General features: G+C 51.2%; 13 protein-coding genes. All 13 read right to left on the bottom strand.

All coding sequences use genetic code 11. The features are described 5' to 3' along the window. Positions 1–242: 242 nt before the first annotated feature. The 13 genes from ACO6S1_RS08490 to ACO6S1_RS08430 all read right to left on the bottom strand — a co-directional run bounded on the left by ACO6S1_RS08490 (position 243) and on the right by ACO6S1_RS08430 (position 16189). Entirely contained in the window at positions 243–455 is a 213-nt protein-coding gene (locus ACO6S1_RS08490) for a hypothetical protein (protein WP_422345878.1), read from the bottom strand. Between the two features lie 7 nt (positions 456–462). Beyond that, on the bottom strand, positions 463–4605 hold the full coding sequence (locus ACO6S1_RS08485) for an RHS repeat-associated core domain-containing protein (RefSeq protein WP_422345877.1): 4143 nt from the start codon (positions 4603–4605) through the stop codon (positions 463–465). 766 nt (positions 4606–5371) lie between these two features. Continuing rightward, positions 5372–6292 carry a hypothetical protein gene (locus ACO6S1_RS08480; RefSeq protein WP_422345876.1) on the bottom strand — a complete coding sequence of 307 codons (921 nt, stop codon included), beginning with the start codon at positions 6290–6292 and terminating at the stop codon, positions 5372–5374. A 535-nt stretch (positions 6293–6827) separates the two neighbouring features. Then, positions 6828–7211, bottom strand: coding sequence for a TrbC/VirB2 family protein (locus ACO6S1_RS08475; RefSeq protein ID WP_422345875.1), 384 nt, complete (start codon positions 7209–7211; stop codon positions 6828–6830). Beyond that, positions 7208–8239: a P-type DNA transfer ATPase VirB11 gene (gene virB11 / locus ACO6S1_RS08470; RefSeq protein ID WP_422345874.1), complete on the bottom strand. Its 1032-nt coding sequence runs from the start codon at positions 8237–8239 to the stop codon at positions 7208–7210. The genes ACO6S1_RS08475 and virB11 overlap by 4 nt, the downstream gene beginning before the upstream one ends. Further along, on the bottom strand, positions 8236–9342 hold the full coding sequence (locus tag ACO6S1_RS08465; protein WP_422345873.1) for a TrbI/VirB10 family protein: 1107 nt from the start codon (positions 9340–9342) through the stop codon (positions 8236–8238). Before ACO6S1_RS08465 ends, virB11 begins: the two co-directional genes overlap by 4 nt. After that, positions 9339–10022 (bottom strand): TrbG/VirB9 family P-type conjugative transfer protein, encoded by a 684-nt coding sequence (locus ACO6S1_RS08460; RefSeq protein ID WP_422345872.1) that lies wholly within the window; start codon positions 10020–10022, stop codon positions 9339–9341. Before ACO6S1_RS08460 ends, ACO6S1_RS08465 begins: the two co-directional genes overlap by 4 nt. Next, on the bottom strand, positions 10019–10846 hold the full coding sequence (locus tag ACO6S1_RS08455; protein WP_422345871.1) for a virB8 family protein: 828 nt from the start codon (positions 10844–10846) through the stop codon (positions 10019–10021). The genes ACO6S1_RS08460 and ACO6S1_RS08455 overlap by 4 nt, the downstream gene beginning before the upstream one ends. Then, positions 10843–12054, bottom strand: coding sequence for a type IV secretion system protein (locus ACO6S1_RS08450; protein ID WP_422345870.1), 1212 nt, complete (start codon positions 12052–12054; stop codon positions 10843–10845). The genes ACO6S1_RS08455 and ACO6S1_RS08450 overlap by 4 nt, the downstream gene beginning before the upstream one ends. After that, positions 12054–14426 (bottom strand): VirB4 family type IV secretion/conjugal transfer ATPase, encoded by a 2373-nt coding sequence (locus ACO6S1_RS08445; protein ID WP_422345869.1) that lies wholly within the window; start codon positions 14424–14426, stop codon positions 12054–12056. The genes ACO6S1_RS08450 and ACO6S1_RS08445 overlap by 1 nt, the downstream gene beginning before the upstream one ends. After that, positions 14405–14638: a type IV secretion system protein VirB3 gene (locus ACO6S1_RS08440; RefSeq protein ID WP_422346162.1), complete on the bottom strand. Its 234-nt coding sequence runs from the start codon at positions 14636–14638 to the stop codon at positions 14405–14407. Before ACO6S1_RS08440 ends, ACO6S1_RS08445 begins: the two co-directional genes overlap by 22 nt. A 56-nt stretch (positions 14639–14694) precedes the next feature. Further along, a complete protein-coding gene (locus ACO6S1_RS08435; protein ID WP_422345868.1) occupies positions 14695–15009 on the bottom strand; it encodes a TrbC/VirB2 family protein in 315 nt (104 codons plus the stop codon). Positions 15010–15292: 283 nt separating this feature from the next. After that, entirely contained in the window at positions 15293–16189 is an 897-nt protein-coding gene (locus ACO6S1_RS08430) for an IS481 family transposase (RefSeq protein ID WP_422345867.1), read from the bottom strand. Positions 16190–16584: the final 395 nt, after the last annotated feature.

The following is a 16584-nucleotide window of genomic DNA, read 5'->3' as shown; positions in this document are numbered from 1 at the left end:
TTTGGTTTGTAGGGGTCATGCTCGTAATCAGGTCGATTCCCGCCGCATGCACGACTGACTAGACCTTTCATACAACGTTGAAGGTCAAAACTGCCACCTGTAAATCCTGGATTGGGGGACAAACTACCTTGCACAATTTATAATTTTCATCTGCATGGCTTTTGCAAGTCAGACACAGCTTGCAGATTCCTTACCTCAGTTAAGACGTAATACAATTTTGAGGAAAGCCCGACCTGAACGTATCAATCATCTCCTATATCGAGCTCAGGGAATCTTCTTTTCAGGGGCAAAAGAAGGTCTGCATACATCGACGTAACTACTGCAGCTGATGCTTTGCGCAGCTCAGTCCTAAGCTTCACATCCTCCACCTGATCCAATAACGGCGTCAAATCGTTAAAGACCTCGTCGTGTTTACGGATCTGATCAACAATCTTCTTTGCAGTACTATATTTCATATTAATCCTAATAGTTGTAACATCCTTGGGCTGCAGCGCACTCTCGAACACAAAGCCTGACTCTACTGCTGTAATCGCGACCTTGTCCTGGAAGGCTATTTCGGTCGTCTGCATACTTATTGTTGCAAGTTTCCTGACATTGCCACACAACTTTTCTGCATCTTTCATCATCCGGCTCGGAACTACCTCTCGGAACGGAAATGCCACCACCACCAGAACGCCCACCACCGCCGATGTCATAATTCAATACAGACGGACAGGAATTGGCAACCGGATTGTACGGGTTGTCATTATTAAAGTCATAGACCTTTGCTAAAAACCATGTAGCTCCAGCCGCAACTGCTGCACGGCAAAGCGGGTTAACTGCGCATTTTATGGCATGAGCCCCGCCGATAACGAGCGGCACAGGCACTTCCCCTGTCGGATCGGTATACCTAAGCGGGTTGTTCATCGCATAGCTGTAGGGCGATGGGCCGCCTGCAAGACCGATCGGATCCGCCTGAATATAGCGGCCTGTTGTCGGGTCATAATCGCGGTAGCGGTTATAATAGAGATCGGCGAAGGTGCGGCTTTGGCCGGGAAAGCCCGGAGCGCTGTAGCCGGCTGGCATGGCTATCTCGCCGCCGCTGGCATCGCTATAGACAGCAGGCACGCCCATATGGTTGCCGTGGACCCAACTGAGCTGCGCTGCCCCATTGCCGTCATCGGCAACAACGCTGAGCGGCATATAACCGCCTAGGCCGTCATCCCCGCCGAACAGACCCGTATCGCCGACCTCAGGAATCGTCCAGATAAACTCAGCATAAACCTCATTGGCACTGCCGCCATATTCCCCCAGCACCCGGCCATCGGGGGCGTAGACAAAGCGGCGGGTTTCATTGCCGCTGATCGAGCTGCGCGTCGTCGCGACACGGTCGTCCATACCGTTATAGACATGGGTCAGTGATGGCTCGGTGCTGCGGTCATAGCCTATGAGCCGACCATAGCCGTCATAGCTTGCAGACACAGTGGCCGCAGCCGGGCGCGCCTCTGCGGTCATATTGCCGCGCGCATCATATTGGAAGCTGCGCGTGCCCGCTGGGGTCACGAGCTGGGCAAGCTGGTTGGTGCCGGTGTTGTAGCTGTAATCCTGACTTCCACCGGACCCATTGGCGACGGTCAGGTTCAAACGCCCCATGCTGTCATAGCCATAAATTGCCGAACGCTCTGGCAGGACAGCATCATCAATGCTGGTCACATTACCATCGGGATCATAGACATAGGACAAGTCGGACAAGGTCGTTCCGCCTATCCCTGTCCGGGTGAGCCGCCTGGACTTCAGCCTGCCATCCAGTCCGCGGTCATTCTCAACGATTAGGCTATTGCCCAGTGTCAAATTCTCCACCGCTCCAAAAGGCTGATAGGTCATCCCTGATGCCAGAGTGGTCCATGCAGCCGCAGGCGAAGCGCGCGTGGTGACGCTGTTCACACGCCCTTTGGCATCACGCATATAACGCACTGCCCGGCCAGAAGGATAGGTAATCTCACTGATACGGTCGGCAAGATCATAGCCATAAGCCAGAACCGCCGCCGGACTGGCACCCAATGCCTGCTGGCGGGTTGTCAAATTTCCCCGGTGATCATAGCCAAAGCGCGTCTCGCCGCTGCCGTCTACCACTCTTGTCAAACGACCCAGCTGATAAGAACCAAGCCCGCCGCTGTCATAGTCATAGGTCACCGTTTCTGAGGCAGGGCGACCGACGGGGACTTTCGCCGTCAGCCGTCCCAATATGTCGCGTGCATAGTCGATCCGTTGCCCGCGCCCATCAATCGCCGCCGTCATTCGCCCAGCAGCATCGTAATAATAGGTGCTGGTCCCACGGTCGGGCGAAACCTCCTGTATCACCTCACCAAAACCATTGCGCGTGAAAGTGGTTGTTACGTCTATGGCATCCTTAAAGCTTAGCTGCCTGTCCCGCTTGTCATAGCTCGCAGTTTCAACGCCGCCATCGGGATTGGTCGTCGTCACCAGGCGACCCAGCGCGTCAAAGGCCATGCTGGTTGCGAAACCGCGCGGATCGGTGATACCGGTCAGATTGCTTTCCTTGTCATATTGGAAAGACCGGCTGCGGCCCGCTCGCAGAGTCTCGGTAAGCATACGGCCCAGCGCATCGAAACTATGCTTGATGGACTGTGTGGTCGTGCCATCGCCGCGTTTGACTTTACGCGAGACAATATTGCCCATCGGATCATAAGCAAAGTCTATCCGTTCGCCATCCGCTGACCGCAATGCGGTCGCTCGACCTATGCTGTCATAATCTATGATCAGCTTCGCCGTCTGTGGAAGCGTGATGCCAACCACGCGGCCTTCACTGTCATATTCAAAGCTTGTTACCGCATCGCTTGCCGAATCCGTCGGGTGCGCGTTGTTGAGCGATATCAGTCGGCCAAGGCCGTCATAGCTAAAATAGGTCACCAACCCATTAGGATCGGTCATGCTCGCGGCGCGCCCATTAGCATCATGCCCCGCAAACTGTGTCACATGACCAAGCGCGTTGGTCATACTCATCAAATTGCCCGCCGCATCATAGGCGAATGTGGTGATATCATCGCGCCCCTGTGCATCTAAGCCCAGCGGCCCATTAATCTCGGCGAGCCTACCCTGCGCCGTCCAGCTGTAGCTGGTGGTCTGCGATTGGCCTGCTGAGGCATAGGGTTGACTATGGGTCGTGGTGTCGATTTCCGTTCTCGAAATCAAACGGCCCTGCGCATCGTAAGTGCTCGCAATACGCAACCCTTCTTCTTCCTGTACAACGGGTAAATCCCATTTCGGGTGCCATGTTATCTGGACTGGCTGCTCTGCACTGTTGCCAGAAGCGTCTGTAACCAGCGTCGGACGACGGAAACCAGCATCATTGACATAGCTGGTAATCGTACCGCGCCGGTCGGTGATCGATGCAATCAGATTGCCCGAATAACCATAGGTCATTTCATCGGCGGGAACCGTGCCATTGGCGCTGCCCTTAACCGAAATCAGCTTCGTTGTACTGTAACTCTTTCTGTCGACCGGTTTCTCAAATTCATAGGTTGTCACATGACCCAGTGGTCCTGTTACGGTTCTAAGCATTTGGCTTGAGGATGGGTCGCTGCTCGCAAACTCATGCCTATTGGCGCCTTCAGCGAATTCGGTAGAGGCAACATCGCCGAATTCGTCATAGGTATAGGTCGTCAGTCGCCGCCCCAGATGATCCTCAATACCGGTAAGGGCAAATCGGTATAACGTATTTTCATACAAATATTTACGTGACCACAAGGTCGTCCCAGCAGCATCTTTCCTTTTGACAATGTGCAGCCGGTTTTTTGCTAAGGCTTTAACTCCCGTATCCCAGGTGATCGAGCTTCCAGAACCGGGGCCGCCCAGGCCCCCAGCAGTAGACGCTGTACCCAGAAAGTTTTTGCCTCCGTTTCCATCGTCATAGTCATATTCCAGATAACCGCCATCAGGCAAAGTCAGCTTTTTGATGGCTCGTTCAGTGACGCCCACACGGCTAGGAATATCATGTGTTACAGACCATTCAAAATCGATCTGCCTTCCGAAACTGTCCCGCAAGCGATAGGGAACAGGCGAGTCACCTTCATAGTCAAAATACTGCTCGTAACCACTTGCCTTGACGTGTTTCACCGCGACCGCTTGCCTCACGCCTATCTCGTTAGCGCTGGCTGTTGGCCGACGATAGAGCGTGTAATCTCCATTGGGAAATTCTAAGCGAAACTCTCCCATACCAGGTGCTGATACCGGTGCCGTCTCGATAAAATCTTTACGACCCATCCCGCTGGGGATCGCCACTTCAAAACCTAACTTGAGTCGATGCTCGCTGCTCTTCGCTCTATTGGCGTTAAACACGACATCTGCAGGATCATCGGTACTGGCAAAGGCATAAATTCCACCACATTCTGACAGATATTCAACTTCGCTATCAGCTGTGCTCGCAAATTTTAGCGGTCCAGGAATTACACCTTGCCAATGAGCGCCAAATCGATCGGGTTCCTTAAACGAAAAACGCCCACCACCACGCATACGCGATCGATATTTGCGGTTAACTGTTAACAGCCCATCTTCACTGGCATAGTCTTGCTCTGCCCAGGTTTTTGTTCCTGTAGCGATTGACACGGGATGCGCCGTAGACGGCGATCCCGGTGAACTCTTGCCGCGCTCTAGGGTTCCGCAACGCTGCTCCGTCCAGCTGTTCCCTCCCCCTCTTATACATTGCCCTGGCGCAATATATTCAAAACCACTTTGGCAACGAAATTTGACCCAGCCAGGGTTGATAGGAGTGCCTGTCCATTGGCAGCGATATGAAGTGGCGGTGTCGCGCCGCGCACCCAGGAAGGTAGAATTTGGAACCCAGTACTGATGCTGCCGCGCGCAAGCCTCAAGCGGCGTTTCATAGAGAGCGGTGCCACCGCCACCCCACTGCCAACCGCCCCCAAACTCTGGAGGTATCGGGACGGGCACGGCCTCACTCGCATGCAGCACTGCTGGGCTACAGATACAGACAAGCGCAGCAAAAAACGAAAGTACACTCTTAATCCTAAAGAACATTCTCAAGTCACTCACTCCAGGGAAAACAGCCATATGTTCCAGAACCCCATGTGGTTGGCGTTGTAGTCACCGGAACCCCTGCCTGCGTTAGGCGGTTACCGTTCTTGTCATAAGCTATGTGGATGCAATGATTGTTTGCACTCAACATTGCAGTCAAAACGGGCGGCGATAGAGTAGAAAGTACGGTTATAGGATTCGCATGTGCATGCACTGCAAACATCGCCATAAAGCCAAAGCTGACCAATAGCGCCGTACGACCGATAGACCTTCTTGTTGGGTTCCAACGCATCAGCTACCTCCTTCAATTGACTAAAATAAAATCAACAACGGATATTCACTCTGTTCGTATGAATGCGCGGACGCCATCAAATGCTACGTTGTTTACAGTGCCATCGGCTCGAGCCGCCCAGAGTGTGAGTGCCATTGAGCGGGTCGATGGCGGCATCCGCGCCGCTACATCCAAATAACGCCAGGAGCCTGAACCGAGTGAACGTGGCGGAGCAGATGTTGTCGCAACGCTAATCCGGCTGCCAGCCGCATCGCGAAATTCAATATAAAGATACGGACTCTCCCCTTTCGTCCATGTGTCTGCCGCATAGGCCTCCATTTTAGCAAAAGCTGTGCCGGCATCGATTTCCGTTTCAAAAGTCGATAGATCTATAACCTGAAACATTTTTGGACTCGAATTTGAAGACGCCACAAAGACATATGTGCCCATCATGGGAGTTACGGTATGAGGGGAGGTATTGGCCGTGATAGCGGTAAAGCCACCACCGGTCATCGTCCACCCATCGGTCGTTCCTGTCTCAGCGCCCGGATTGACTAGCGCCAACTCAACCCAACCCTGGCCAGAGCCCGAACCTCCGCCTCCAGCACCATTGGCCGCTGCAGTGATCCGACCCTTGGCATCGACTGTTAGATTTGGGTTAACATAAAAGCCTGCCGTGACGCCCGTTTCGCTAAGCTCCGTAGCGGTCCCGCCTGATGTTGTGACATCACCGGTCAAATTCCCATCGGTTATCGTTTGATTACCGCTGAACACTGTGATTGAACCCGCTTGAGGCACCCCCGTAGGCTTTACTCCCTCATCAACGCATGCGGCAATTGCATTGAAATTGTCCATAACCTTGGAAGCATCCGACACTTCACCATTAGCGATAACGTTTGGAACCGTACATGCCGCCATCACGGGGCCCGCAAGAAAAACAGAATAACCCAAAAAACTGACAAACGCAATAAAAAGACATTTCTTCACAATATTTGCTCCCGCCTAACAAATTATAGAAACGAATCGTAAAATGTGTGTAATCTTAATTGTACAATTATTATTGAGTCAATAATTTGTTATAATAAAAACTATAATATAGATTAATCATAATTATTTGTTCACAATATTGTGCATTTTTCATATGCTACACAAGTTACAACTTTTTTATTGTTTTCCATTAATTTATTAATATCTATCAAATTTAATATAATAACTGCTGTATTAATGCACGTCACCGAAATAACTTTTATCGATCTCGATCTTACCCGCCATCAGCTTCGATGTCTCGGCGGCTCGCGCCTCCCATACCACTTCCCATAGCCCAGGGTTCCGGTTCATGCCCACAATCTCAGCTTGTCGCGCGGGTATTCGTCGCGTCGCGGCGATACCTTATCTGTTCTTCTTGAACGGTTCCGACTAAGCTATTGCGGGCGAGGTTTCGCAACCATCCGGCAAGCATCGCCTCTCCAAACCAAATATTTTTAGCCAATTTTTACGAGTTTTGCTATCGACCTTATAATCGTTACTCGGCCGACCTTATGACTGCCGCACCAGCGTAGGGATCAAAGGCATTGGAATTGCCCCCATGGGCTTTAGGTAAATTGGGATAGATTGGCGGCGGTGGCCCGGCTGCCAATGGTGGCGTTGCCACCTCATTGCCTCCAACCGATCGCAAGCCCTCGGCAATTCCTCTCGCGCCGAAAAGCAAAAAACAACCCAGTAAGACCGAAAGTGCGCGACGGATATTGATCCGCCCCATCAGCATTGCAAAACCTAAAAGCGCCACGGCAACAATCGCAATGAACGTTGCAATCGGGCCGAGCAGCACGCCATCGATCCAATGCGCAGCTTCTAGGAGAGCATAGTCGTGCTTTGGCGCCAAGACTGATCCCGCGCCGATACTCATGAATCAGCCCGGTCGCGGAACAGTTTGGTAGATTGAACCTCTAGATTTTCATCGTAGATGAAAGTTTCGGGCGTGGCCATTTCCGCGACGCCGCGCTTGCCGTTTCTGCGCTCTAGCTGAACGTAAATATCGATTGTCGAGCGCACATACCTAACAACATCGGTCCATGCCAGCCTTGTGCCAGACTGAAGGACTAGCAATGCTAGTTGATCAATTGCATGGACTGGAGAGTCTGCATGAATCGTCGTAAGTGATCCAGGATGACCTGTGTTAACTGCGCGCAAGAATGTAAAAGCTTCCGGCCCACGCACTTCGCCTAGTATAATCCGATCAGGTCTCATTCTCAGCGATGCATTCAACAAATCATCCGCATTGACCCGCGCTTCGCTCAGTTCGCTTCGGGCAGCCAAAAAGCCAACCGCATTAGGGTGAACAATATCTAGTTCCGGGGTGTCTTCGATAAAGATCAGGCGTTCTTTATCAGGAATCTCTTTTACCAGCGCGTTAGCGAAAGTCGTTTTGCCCGATGACGTGCCTCCTGAAATCAGAATGTTCTTTCTCGCTCTAACGCCTTCGCGAAGCAAGCTAGCGCTATTGACCCCATCCTGCATATTTGAGCTCGGAGAGAGCAGTTCTGGTGCTCCCGCAGCAATTTGAACAAACGCATCATTGGCTTCGTAATCTGACAATGAGAGCTTTGCTGACACATGCTTTCTAATGGCTATAGCAATGCCGCCTCTGGTCGCTGGCGGCGCTACAATTTGAATGCGTTCACCGCTTGGCAGCGCTGCCGAAAGTATGGGAAATTCACGGCTAATCCCTTGACTGCTGGCTGCGGCCACCTGCCGGGCCAGTTGCTCCAGTGATCGTTCTGTCAGTTCCAGCGCTTCTAAACGCTCGATCTTCCCGCCAAGACTTTCAAACCAGATTTCCTGCGGTCTATTGATCCAGATATCAGTAATGTCCGCGCGATCCAACAAAGGAGTAAGCGGAGACAGAAATTTTGCAAGATAGTAGCTTACTTTCATCGCTTATTTTCAACCGGGGTAAAATCAAGGTCGCGCGCGACAAAAACAGATAATGCCGCACCCTGTTTAACGCGAAGGGTGGGCTTAAATCGTTCTTCGTTACTTTGCGGCGCTGCTTCTCTCACCGTGTTGGGCAATGCGACAACAACGCCGCCATCTGAGATTTCGCGTGTCAGCAATATAGCACCGACATCAAGCGAAGTACGCAAGATAGCATCCGCAAACCTCCCAAGAAATTTGGAATCCACTCTTCCTCTTACGCCTGCACGGCCCAAACGGTCAGCTGACCCAGAATCTAAGGCAATCGAAGCTCCATCTGGGCGCAACAACCGCACCCACTGCACCAATATCCGATTCTGCCCGCTCTTAAGATCAGCATCATATTCACCAATAAGCCGGCTACCGCGAGGAACTAGTATCTTTTGGCCATCGAAACCGTAAACATCGCGTGAGACAATGGCTCTGGCCTGCCCAGATCTTGTCGAGTCCAGCGCTGTCTCAAGCACCACAGGAATAACTGTACCGCGCACTATGGTATTGGAGGGATTAGAAAGCTGGCCAGCCTGCACGCGCGATGTGCTACCGCCAATGGCCGAGTTCCTGCGCTCCCCAACACCTGATGGACTAGTATCTGACGGAGGGGACTGGCGTGACGAACGGTCAAATGCCAGTACCGGGCCAGATGGTGCAGTTCTTTGCGGCAGTTGAGGTGTTGGTAATGGCTGAATAGCTGGTTGGTCACGGTAAATAATTTGTGGTTCACTTTGCTGAACTGGTCGTATGACCGCAGATGCTATTGGTGGAGCCGGAATTGGCGTTTGAATATTTTGTTCAGCATCAGCAAAATCTTGCGGGATAAACAGACGCGGAATAGTTGTTCCTGCTGTATCAAATCCAGTGTCGATGACACGCGTTTCAGGCGCGGTGAGAGCCTGGCGCCTGGCATTGAGCGCGGTAAAAAGTAGCAGCGCTACAATGGCTAGTATTGCGATGAAGATTGCCACACTGAGATTGCGTTCTTTTTTGGCAACAACCGGACGAAGATCTTCTTCGCCGCCCGCCGAGGAGCCTTTTTCGGAATCAGAATTTCGCGCCTCGGTCATTTGACAGGCGCCTTACGTCGGGCCGTCGCTTTTTTCTTATCGAGCCGAAAAATGATTTTGGGATACACGCGGTCAATTACAAACATGCCGCCACGTATTTGACCATCAACAACTTGCTCTTTTCCTGTGGCATCTTTTGCAAAAACTGCTGGCATCATAGCTGAGGCGGGCCAGCTAATATATGTTTTGCGGCCATCATCCTCCATTCCTGTCGGATAAAGCGCGCGCGTGCCGCTCAAGCGGTAGAGGCCTTTGATACCGCTCGCATCATCAGGACCAATAAACTCGTTTCCTGTATCCAGAGCGGGATAGTCAAAACGCACAATGTAAGAACTGGCACCGGAACCAGCGGTGAGATCAAAAACGTAAATGCGCGCGTCAGTGATAATGGTCATATTTGTAGCAAGCGCACCCGCGCCTGCCCTTATGAAGACCATATCGCCCCGACCGCTCGGGTTAACCTGCCAAGCGCTATTGTCTCCCAACGCAATACTCTGAACTTCTTCGCTTGCTGCAAAAATTATGGCTGTCTGATAACCTGGCTCAACGTTTAGGGAGTAGACCATGTCGGTTTGAAAAATCAGGGTCTGGAATCTGGGGTCGCCCGGCGGGCCGGAAGGATTAAACTGGGCTGCTATCGGAGCAGGCATAAGCAAAAGAAGAAATGCTAGCCATTTCATGGCGCTTGCACCGGCTCTGCTGATTTTGCGTTACCAGAACGTAACCTGCGCTCTCGAGCCGCTCTTGGATCCGGTGGCGGAGCATTATCTTCTTCGATAGCATCTTCTTCGATAGCGGTTTGCGCGCCCGTCTCATCTCTTACAGGCAGAGTTTCAACATCGCTTGAGTAACGCGTCACCTGAAAGCCGAGTGGATTGATAAGCCGGTCTTCGACCGTCATGGGTCCACCTGAATAAGTCCAGCGCAACACTGAAACACGCGCGCCGAGATCCCGCGCCTGCCCGCTCTGATCAAGGCGCGTGAGATTATATCGCACCATGGCGGTGGAATCAGAGAGCATGGACACGCTACGGACTTCGACATCTAGACGGGTTTGACGTGGTAATCGCGCTAACGGACTTGATGGATTACCGGCCTGGACACTACTAACATATCCTGTCCTTACCTTTCCGGTCGACCAGAGATAAACCTTCCGATAATCACGCTGTAATGTATCAATATCAAAGCCCTCACGCGCCAGAACATATTGTACTAGAAATGACCGTGTTAAGGCTTCATCTGGTTTGATCGTAGCGTTTTGGAGAGGGCGCAGTTCCTCGACATAACCGGTTTGTTTGTCCACTAGCAGCGTATAAGGCTCTACGGTTTTAAGGGGTATCAATATAATCAGCGCGATCGCTTGGGCAATTGCGACAAATGCTAAGATAGCAGCGATTACCAGAGCCCATTTACGTGAGTTAACGAGGGAGCGATTACGGTCACTCGACCAAGTTTCCGCTTCTTTATAATATTTATCGACCTTCTCGCGGATATCTTTTTTCATGTTCTGTCTCGCTGCGCAGCAGCTCTGGAGACGCGCGTCGTCGTTCTTCTGTAGTTGCTTCCAAGTCCGCTGCCAGGATAGCTATTGCCAGAGCCATAGCGGCTAGCGCTCGCAGTGTTCGTTGCTGGGGCGCTACTACCGGTTCGGTTACCAATAGCCTCTCGGCGCTGTGATGCTTCTACACTCTGCGTAATTTGGTAAGCTCTCGATGCCCCCGAAACTTGCTTTGTCGGCCCTGCTGCTGCGGATGCTTTTTCTGCTCGCGTGACAGGTTTAGCGACAGACGGAATATTGGTTTCTTTGCCCTTTATGTTAAGGATCGAAATATTTGAAAAGGCCACGCGCGCCATGAGCGCGATGATAGCAAACAGCACTAGTAAGAAGGCAGCATTAATAGCCAAGAGTTCACTCGGGGCAGCAGGGGCTGCGGCATCGCCGATGCGCAAATACAAGGTACTGGAAAGCCATGGCTCGAGCAACGCTAATTGAACCGACAATGCGATGGTGACTCCGAGCGAACCAAGCGCAACCAATGCCAAGCCCTTCAGCCATCCGGCAAATAATCCCCTGGTCGCATCAAATAGCAGAAAGCCTGCAAATATCGGCGCCAGCGCGAGTAAAAGGCCGCCTGCAATGCGCAATAGCCCGAGGGATCCTATAGTTCCGGCAAGATAGATAATACGGGCAAAGCCAAGCGCAAAATCATCTCCAACCGCAATTTGACTAAACTGGACTGTATTTGTGGCTGCTGCGGAATTCGCAACTTGCTGAAGGCGCCCGCTGCCTAGAGCCGTTAAATCCAAAATGGCACTATCAACAGTCTGTAGTCGCGATACCAGCGTTCCATTGGCGCCGGGAAGCTGCGCCGCCCCGGCGATAACATTCGCCACCTCGGCAGGGCCGTGCAACACGGTATTATAGACCAGTATCTGATATGCAGGCCAGCTTGTTGCCAGGAGCAAGACAATGCCGATCTTCAAAATGCCCGTCACAGCATCGCGCGGTTGCGTGTCGTAACCAAATAGCAGCCGAAAGCCGAACAGCGCGATGAAGATAGTCAGTAAGGACGTGAGCAAAGCGTCATAAGGAGATCCTGGTCCGCTAAGTCCCAAAAAACCCAGACTTCCAATTGTCTGCGCCTGGCAGTCTATGTGAAAAAGCGTAGATTCAAGAAATGCATTGCCTGTACTGATACTATTACAAGCCATTATGCGAGCTCCAACAAACGTGGCAGCCAGTCTGTATCTGAGTTCGTTTCTTCGGCCATAAGCTCGTCAAATATTCTGACCGTCCGCTCTCTTCCAGACAAAATAGTGAGCATATCCTTCTCACCTGATAAATCGAGCCGGGCTACCACGCTGTCGTTACCGTGACGGATGAGAAAACAATGCGCGCTGTCCGGTAGAGATTTAACCAGTTCATATTCATGATCCGAGAGCCCGAAGCCATCCACATAATCTTCATATCGCGCGCGCGGGTTAGCCATGAAAATTTGCGTTGCCGCTTGCTCAATAATTGCGCTGGCTATTTGGCTTTCGAGGGCATCCTGCGCACTTTGCGTTGCAAAGCCGACAATGCCATTGCGCTTACGGATGGTTTTTTCCCAATCCTTGATACGTCGTACAAAAACCTCATCGTCGAGCGCCTTCCAGCCCTCGTCCACAACAATGATGGAAGGGTCGCCATCCAGACGTTCTTCAACGCGATGGAAGAAATACATTAGAGCTGGTGTTCGGACCACAGGGTCATCGAGAATGGCGGTCATATCAAAGCCAACAGCACTAGCCCCTAAATCGGTTTGATCTTCCGCATTGTCAAAAAGCCAAGCTCTTTCACCATCTCCCCACCAAGGGCGAAGCCGGGCAAAAAGATCATCGCTGCGCGGTCTAGCATATCCTCTGAACAGCTCCGTTAAGTGGGCAAGCCTTCGGCTTTCCTTTGGCGATGCAAAATTTGCATCGACGGCCTCTTTGATGTGCCCCAGTTCATCTGTATCTACGTCACCTGCAAGCTGAGCAATCCAGTCTATAAGAAACTGCCGGTTTTCAGGCGTTTCTTCAAGCTGAAGCGGATTGAGGCCAGACGGTTCTCCGGCACGCAACCGGTCATAATTTCCGCCGATAGCCCGAATAAAAAGTTCTGCACCGCGATCTTTATCAAAGAATATGATGCGAGGATTAAAGCGCCGCGCCTGTGCTAACAAAAAGTTCAATACCACCGTCTTACCTGACCCGGAAGGCCCGATGATCGTAAAATTACCAAGATCTGCCTGATGGAAGTTGAAAAAATACGGCCCGGCTGCCGTCGTTTCCAGTAAACTAACAGCGTCACCCCAATGATTGCCCGTGGCCTGACCAACCGGGAAGTTATGCAGACTGGCCAGGCCTGCAAAATTGCGCGTCGAGACCAAGCCCCTGCGCGTGATGTACTTGAAATTGCCTGGAAACTGCGCCCAAAAAGCAGGCTCTAACCCAATCTCCTCCCGCACGGCGATCATACCCAGATCAGCAAGCAATGCGGTTGTTTCAGCGACAGCGCTGTCTAGTTTCTCTAAACTGTCAGCCCGTAAGGCAATGGTTGTGTGATGCTCGCCAAAAGCAGCTCGTCCGGCGGCCACCTCATCTTTTGCAAAAAGAAGTTCTTCGCGCAAGCTAACCGCTTCATCCTCCGCTGATCGCATTCGGCGGATGGAGAGGTTCATTTGCTTGAGCGTTTCTTGCTGCTCAACAAAAGCAAAAGATTGGGAGATCGTCATCTCAATGGGCAACCGGTAGAGCTCATCAAACATGCCGGGCATTGTTGCAGATGGGTAATCTTTGATGGAAATGACAGCGGCAAACTGGCGAGGCGCAATAGACGATGGGCCCAGCTCTACCGTCTGTTGCCCAAAGCTAATGCGGCGTTCTCCCAGATAATGGGATATTTCACCGTGAGGCAGGCCAACCGGGCGCATATCACCGTTCAGGATGCAGGACAGAAACTCTAATGGCTCGGACCGAGGCGAACCGTCCACTTCATAAACACTAAGCAGACGTGGCTCATAGCTGCCGAGTGCAGCCATCAAAGCATCGCGAGCGGCATTGAGTTGGCGAAGATCGTTATATGCAGATGAACTTTCCTCCTGCATTGATTTTGAGAAAAATGATCGGATGCGATCAAATGTTCCAGCACGTCCTTGTAGTGGTCTTCTGACCAAAGTGAGGAAGAGATCATTTACATAAAGCTGGCGCGCTTCCATTCGCGCGCGCCATTTTGCGTCCAGGTCTTTGGAGAAATCATCTGGGAATTCTGCATCCAGATCAGGCTCTACGCGGCGGCGGATCACATGGTGATAAAGAGCGTAATTAGACGAACCAACCGCCCGCAAGACTAGGTCGCGCAGTTCATTCCTGTAGTTCAATTCGTCACTGTCTGCGGTCTCGAAAAGCAATCCTCTTATGCAAATTGTTTGCATAAGATAACCATCGCGGGTTTCTATCGTGTGATCATCAATATGCCGAGTATAAGGGAGATGTGCGCCAACCGAAGCTTCACGTTCAACTGTTTTTACATCTTTTGCTATGGCTGGTAAGAGTTGCATTGCCACAGCCTGAAGTTGCGAACGCGAGGACAGCGGCTAACGCGCGTGATCCAGATGTCAAATATTCGCGGTTCGCGCAAACAAAGCACGACGCCAATTAGATGGATGATAATTGCAGCAACCAGTGCCCAGAAGCTTTTGAAAATGAGAAATAGTTCAGCGGCGACGATACCGTTAAGGATAAAAAAACTGTAAGTTACTCCGGCAAACATTTGTGGTCTGGTTAGTGCAACGAATACGGTTGTCCGCGCAATACTACCTGACACGCTTACTGACCCATGGTCGCGGCAGATTGAATACCTGCAACTATGCTGGCGGCGCCGAACAGAATGAAGCAACCTAAAATGACAACCGCGCCGTGTCGCCAGTTAACCCGTCCGGTCAGCATCATGAAACCAACTGCTGCAATTGCTATGACTGCAACAACAGTAGCAACCGTGCCAAGCAAAGTTCCTTGAAGCCAATTGACTGCAGATACGATTACTCCGGAACCTTCGGGGTCAATAGTCGATTGGGCGAACGCGGCGGTGGTATGAAAAAGCATGGCAATGCCACTCAACATTTTGACAAAAGCCTTAGTCATTGTATTCCATCGAACCTCGCAGCAATACATGTAATCAATGACAATAAATTACAAACAAATTCATAGCAACAAGTAAGTGAATTAGATAATTAGTTTTATTAGTGTATCTTTTAAAATCTTAATCAATTTTTATAAAATTCAATAATTTATATGAAAATTTTTTAGGCTTTGATTGTTTATTGATCGAAAAACCTGCAACTAGTCCTCGAATACGAGGTTCAGTTCCCGACGAGATCCATGAACTGTAACATCGGGTGACTGGCGAGACATTGTCTATCTTCGATTATAGCCTTTCCCGGAGAGCTTCATAGGGTGTTTTCCCATTGAAGGCGCCGTGCGGTCGATGGAAGTTGTAGAAGCGCTCCCACTGGTCGAGTTTGTCTTCCAGATCGACATCACCTTTATAGCTTAGCAGTTGGTAAAACTCCTGCTGATCAGAGCGGTGAGATCGTTCCACTTTGCCGTTCAGTTGCGGTGTGCCGCGTTTGATATAGGCATGTCGGATACCGAGGTCCTCGACGTGCCAATGGAACTTGGCCTGGAACTCGTGGCCATTGTCGGTTCTGATTTCGCGAATGCGGAACGGGAACTTGTCGATGATGTGATCGACGAAGTCGATCGCATTGGCTTGTGTATGTTTTTTATAGACTTTCAGGGCGCGAACGCGGGTCGCATCATCAATCGCCGTATATTGGAAACGGCGTATCTTCTCGCCCTTTTTTCCAATAAAAGTCAGGAACTTGACGTCCATCTGGATATGGTGACCCGGGACCTGTTTGTTGTAGCGCTTGGTGTGGACCTTACGGAGGCGGGTTCCGCGCGGGAGCCGATTTAGGCCATTGCGTTTGAGGATCCGATATATCGTGGCGTCGGATAGTTTTATCCCATGATAGCGCGCCAGATACCACATGATCCGTTCGGGTCCGAGATGATATTTACGCCGCAGATGAAGAACTTTCTCTGCCACTTCAGGCGGTGTCTGGTTGGGCGGGTTTTTAGGAATTGTTTTGGCATTGACCAGCCCAGCTTCACCGTCGCGCTCATAGGCGCGCTTCCATCTGTAAAAGCTGGCCCGGCCAATGCCAAAATAGCGGCAGGTCTTGGCGACATGCCCTATCTTCTCTGCATGCTGCAATATCCGTAATTTACGCTGTACTTCGCGCTCGTCTTCCTTGGTCATTCGATCATCTCCTTCCTGCATCAGGAATTTACAGAAGATGTCTCACGAGTCCCTACATATCTACAGAACGCGGGAAGCGTAATCCGACGATCGTTACGATCTATGAGCTAGCTATGGCTATGAAGGTTGGGCATTTGGAGTTGGTGTCACCTTAGCAGACAATGTCTGCTTTATCCCGAAAGCGGACACTAGCTTTCATCTTGCCGTATGTCTGAAAGTGGGGGTGAAAGCGGTCTAGATGTCTGGGTCCCTTTCCACGGAAGTTATCCTTTGCGCAGGCGAACGCCTTCATGTGTTAGCACTTGATTTCTTCAATAATATGTGTTGGTTCGCGAGATGAAACATCATCTTTGGATGGAGCAGGAGCGCCTTTAATCGGGTGAGGCTAGTTTTGT

The organism is Parasphingorhabdus sp. (genome assembly GCF_965233695.1).
Classification (GTDB): domain Bacteria; phylum Pseudomonadota; class Alphaproteobacteria; order Sphingomonadales; family Sphingomonadaceae; genus Parasphingorhabdus.
Note: the sequence above shows the minus strand (reverse complement) of the source record. Positions and strands in the feature narration are given on the sequence as shown.

Bases quoted from the DNA above. Each gene is read 5' to 3' on its own strand.
- ACO6S1_RS08490 (WP_422345878.1), bottom strand. From the start codon at position 455: ATGAAATATAGTACTGCAAAGAAGATTGTTGATCAGATCCGTAAACAC.
- ACO6S1_RS08475 (WP_422345875.1), bottom strand. From the start codon at position 7,211: ATGAGTATCGGCGCGGGATCAGTCTTGGCGCCAAAGCACGACTATGCT.
- virB11 (WP_422345874.1), bottom strand. From the start codon at position 8,239: ATGAAAGTAAGCTACTATCTTGCAAAATTTCTGTCTCCGCTTACTCCT.
- ACO6S1_RS08465 (WP_422345873.1), bottom strand. From the start codon at position 9,342: ATGACCGAGGCGCGAAATTCTGATTCCGAAAAAGGCTCCTCGGCGGGC.
- ACO6S1_RS08460 (WP_422345872.1), bottom strand. From the start codon at position 10,022: ATGAAATGGCTAGCATTTCTTCTTTTGCTTATGCCTGCTCCGATAGCA.
- ACO6S1_RS08455 (WP_422345871.1), bottom strand. From the start codon at position 10,846: ATGAAAAAAGATATCCGCGAGAAGGTCGATAAATATTATAAAGAAGCG.
- ACO6S1_RS08450 (WP_422345870.1), bottom strand. From the start codon at position 12,054: ATGGCTTGTAATAGTATCAGTACAGGCAATGCATTTCTTGAATCTACG.
- ACO6S1_RS08445 (WP_422345869.1), bottom strand. From the start codon at position 14,426: ATGCAACTCTTACCAGCCATAGCAAAAGATGTAAAAACAGTTGAACGT.
- ACO6S1_RS08440 (WP_422346162.1), bottom strand. From the start codon at position 14,638: ATGTTTGCCGGAGTAACTTACAGTTTTTTTATCCTTAACGGTATCGTC.
- ACO6S1_RS08435 (WP_422345868.1), bottom strand. From the start codon at position 15,009: ATGACTAAGGCTTTTGTCAAAATGTTGAGTGGCATTGCCATGCTTTTT.
- ACO6S1_RS08430 (WP_422345867.1), bottom strand. From the start codon at position 16,189: ATGACCAAGGAAGACGAGCGCGAAGTACAGCGTAAATTACGGATATTG.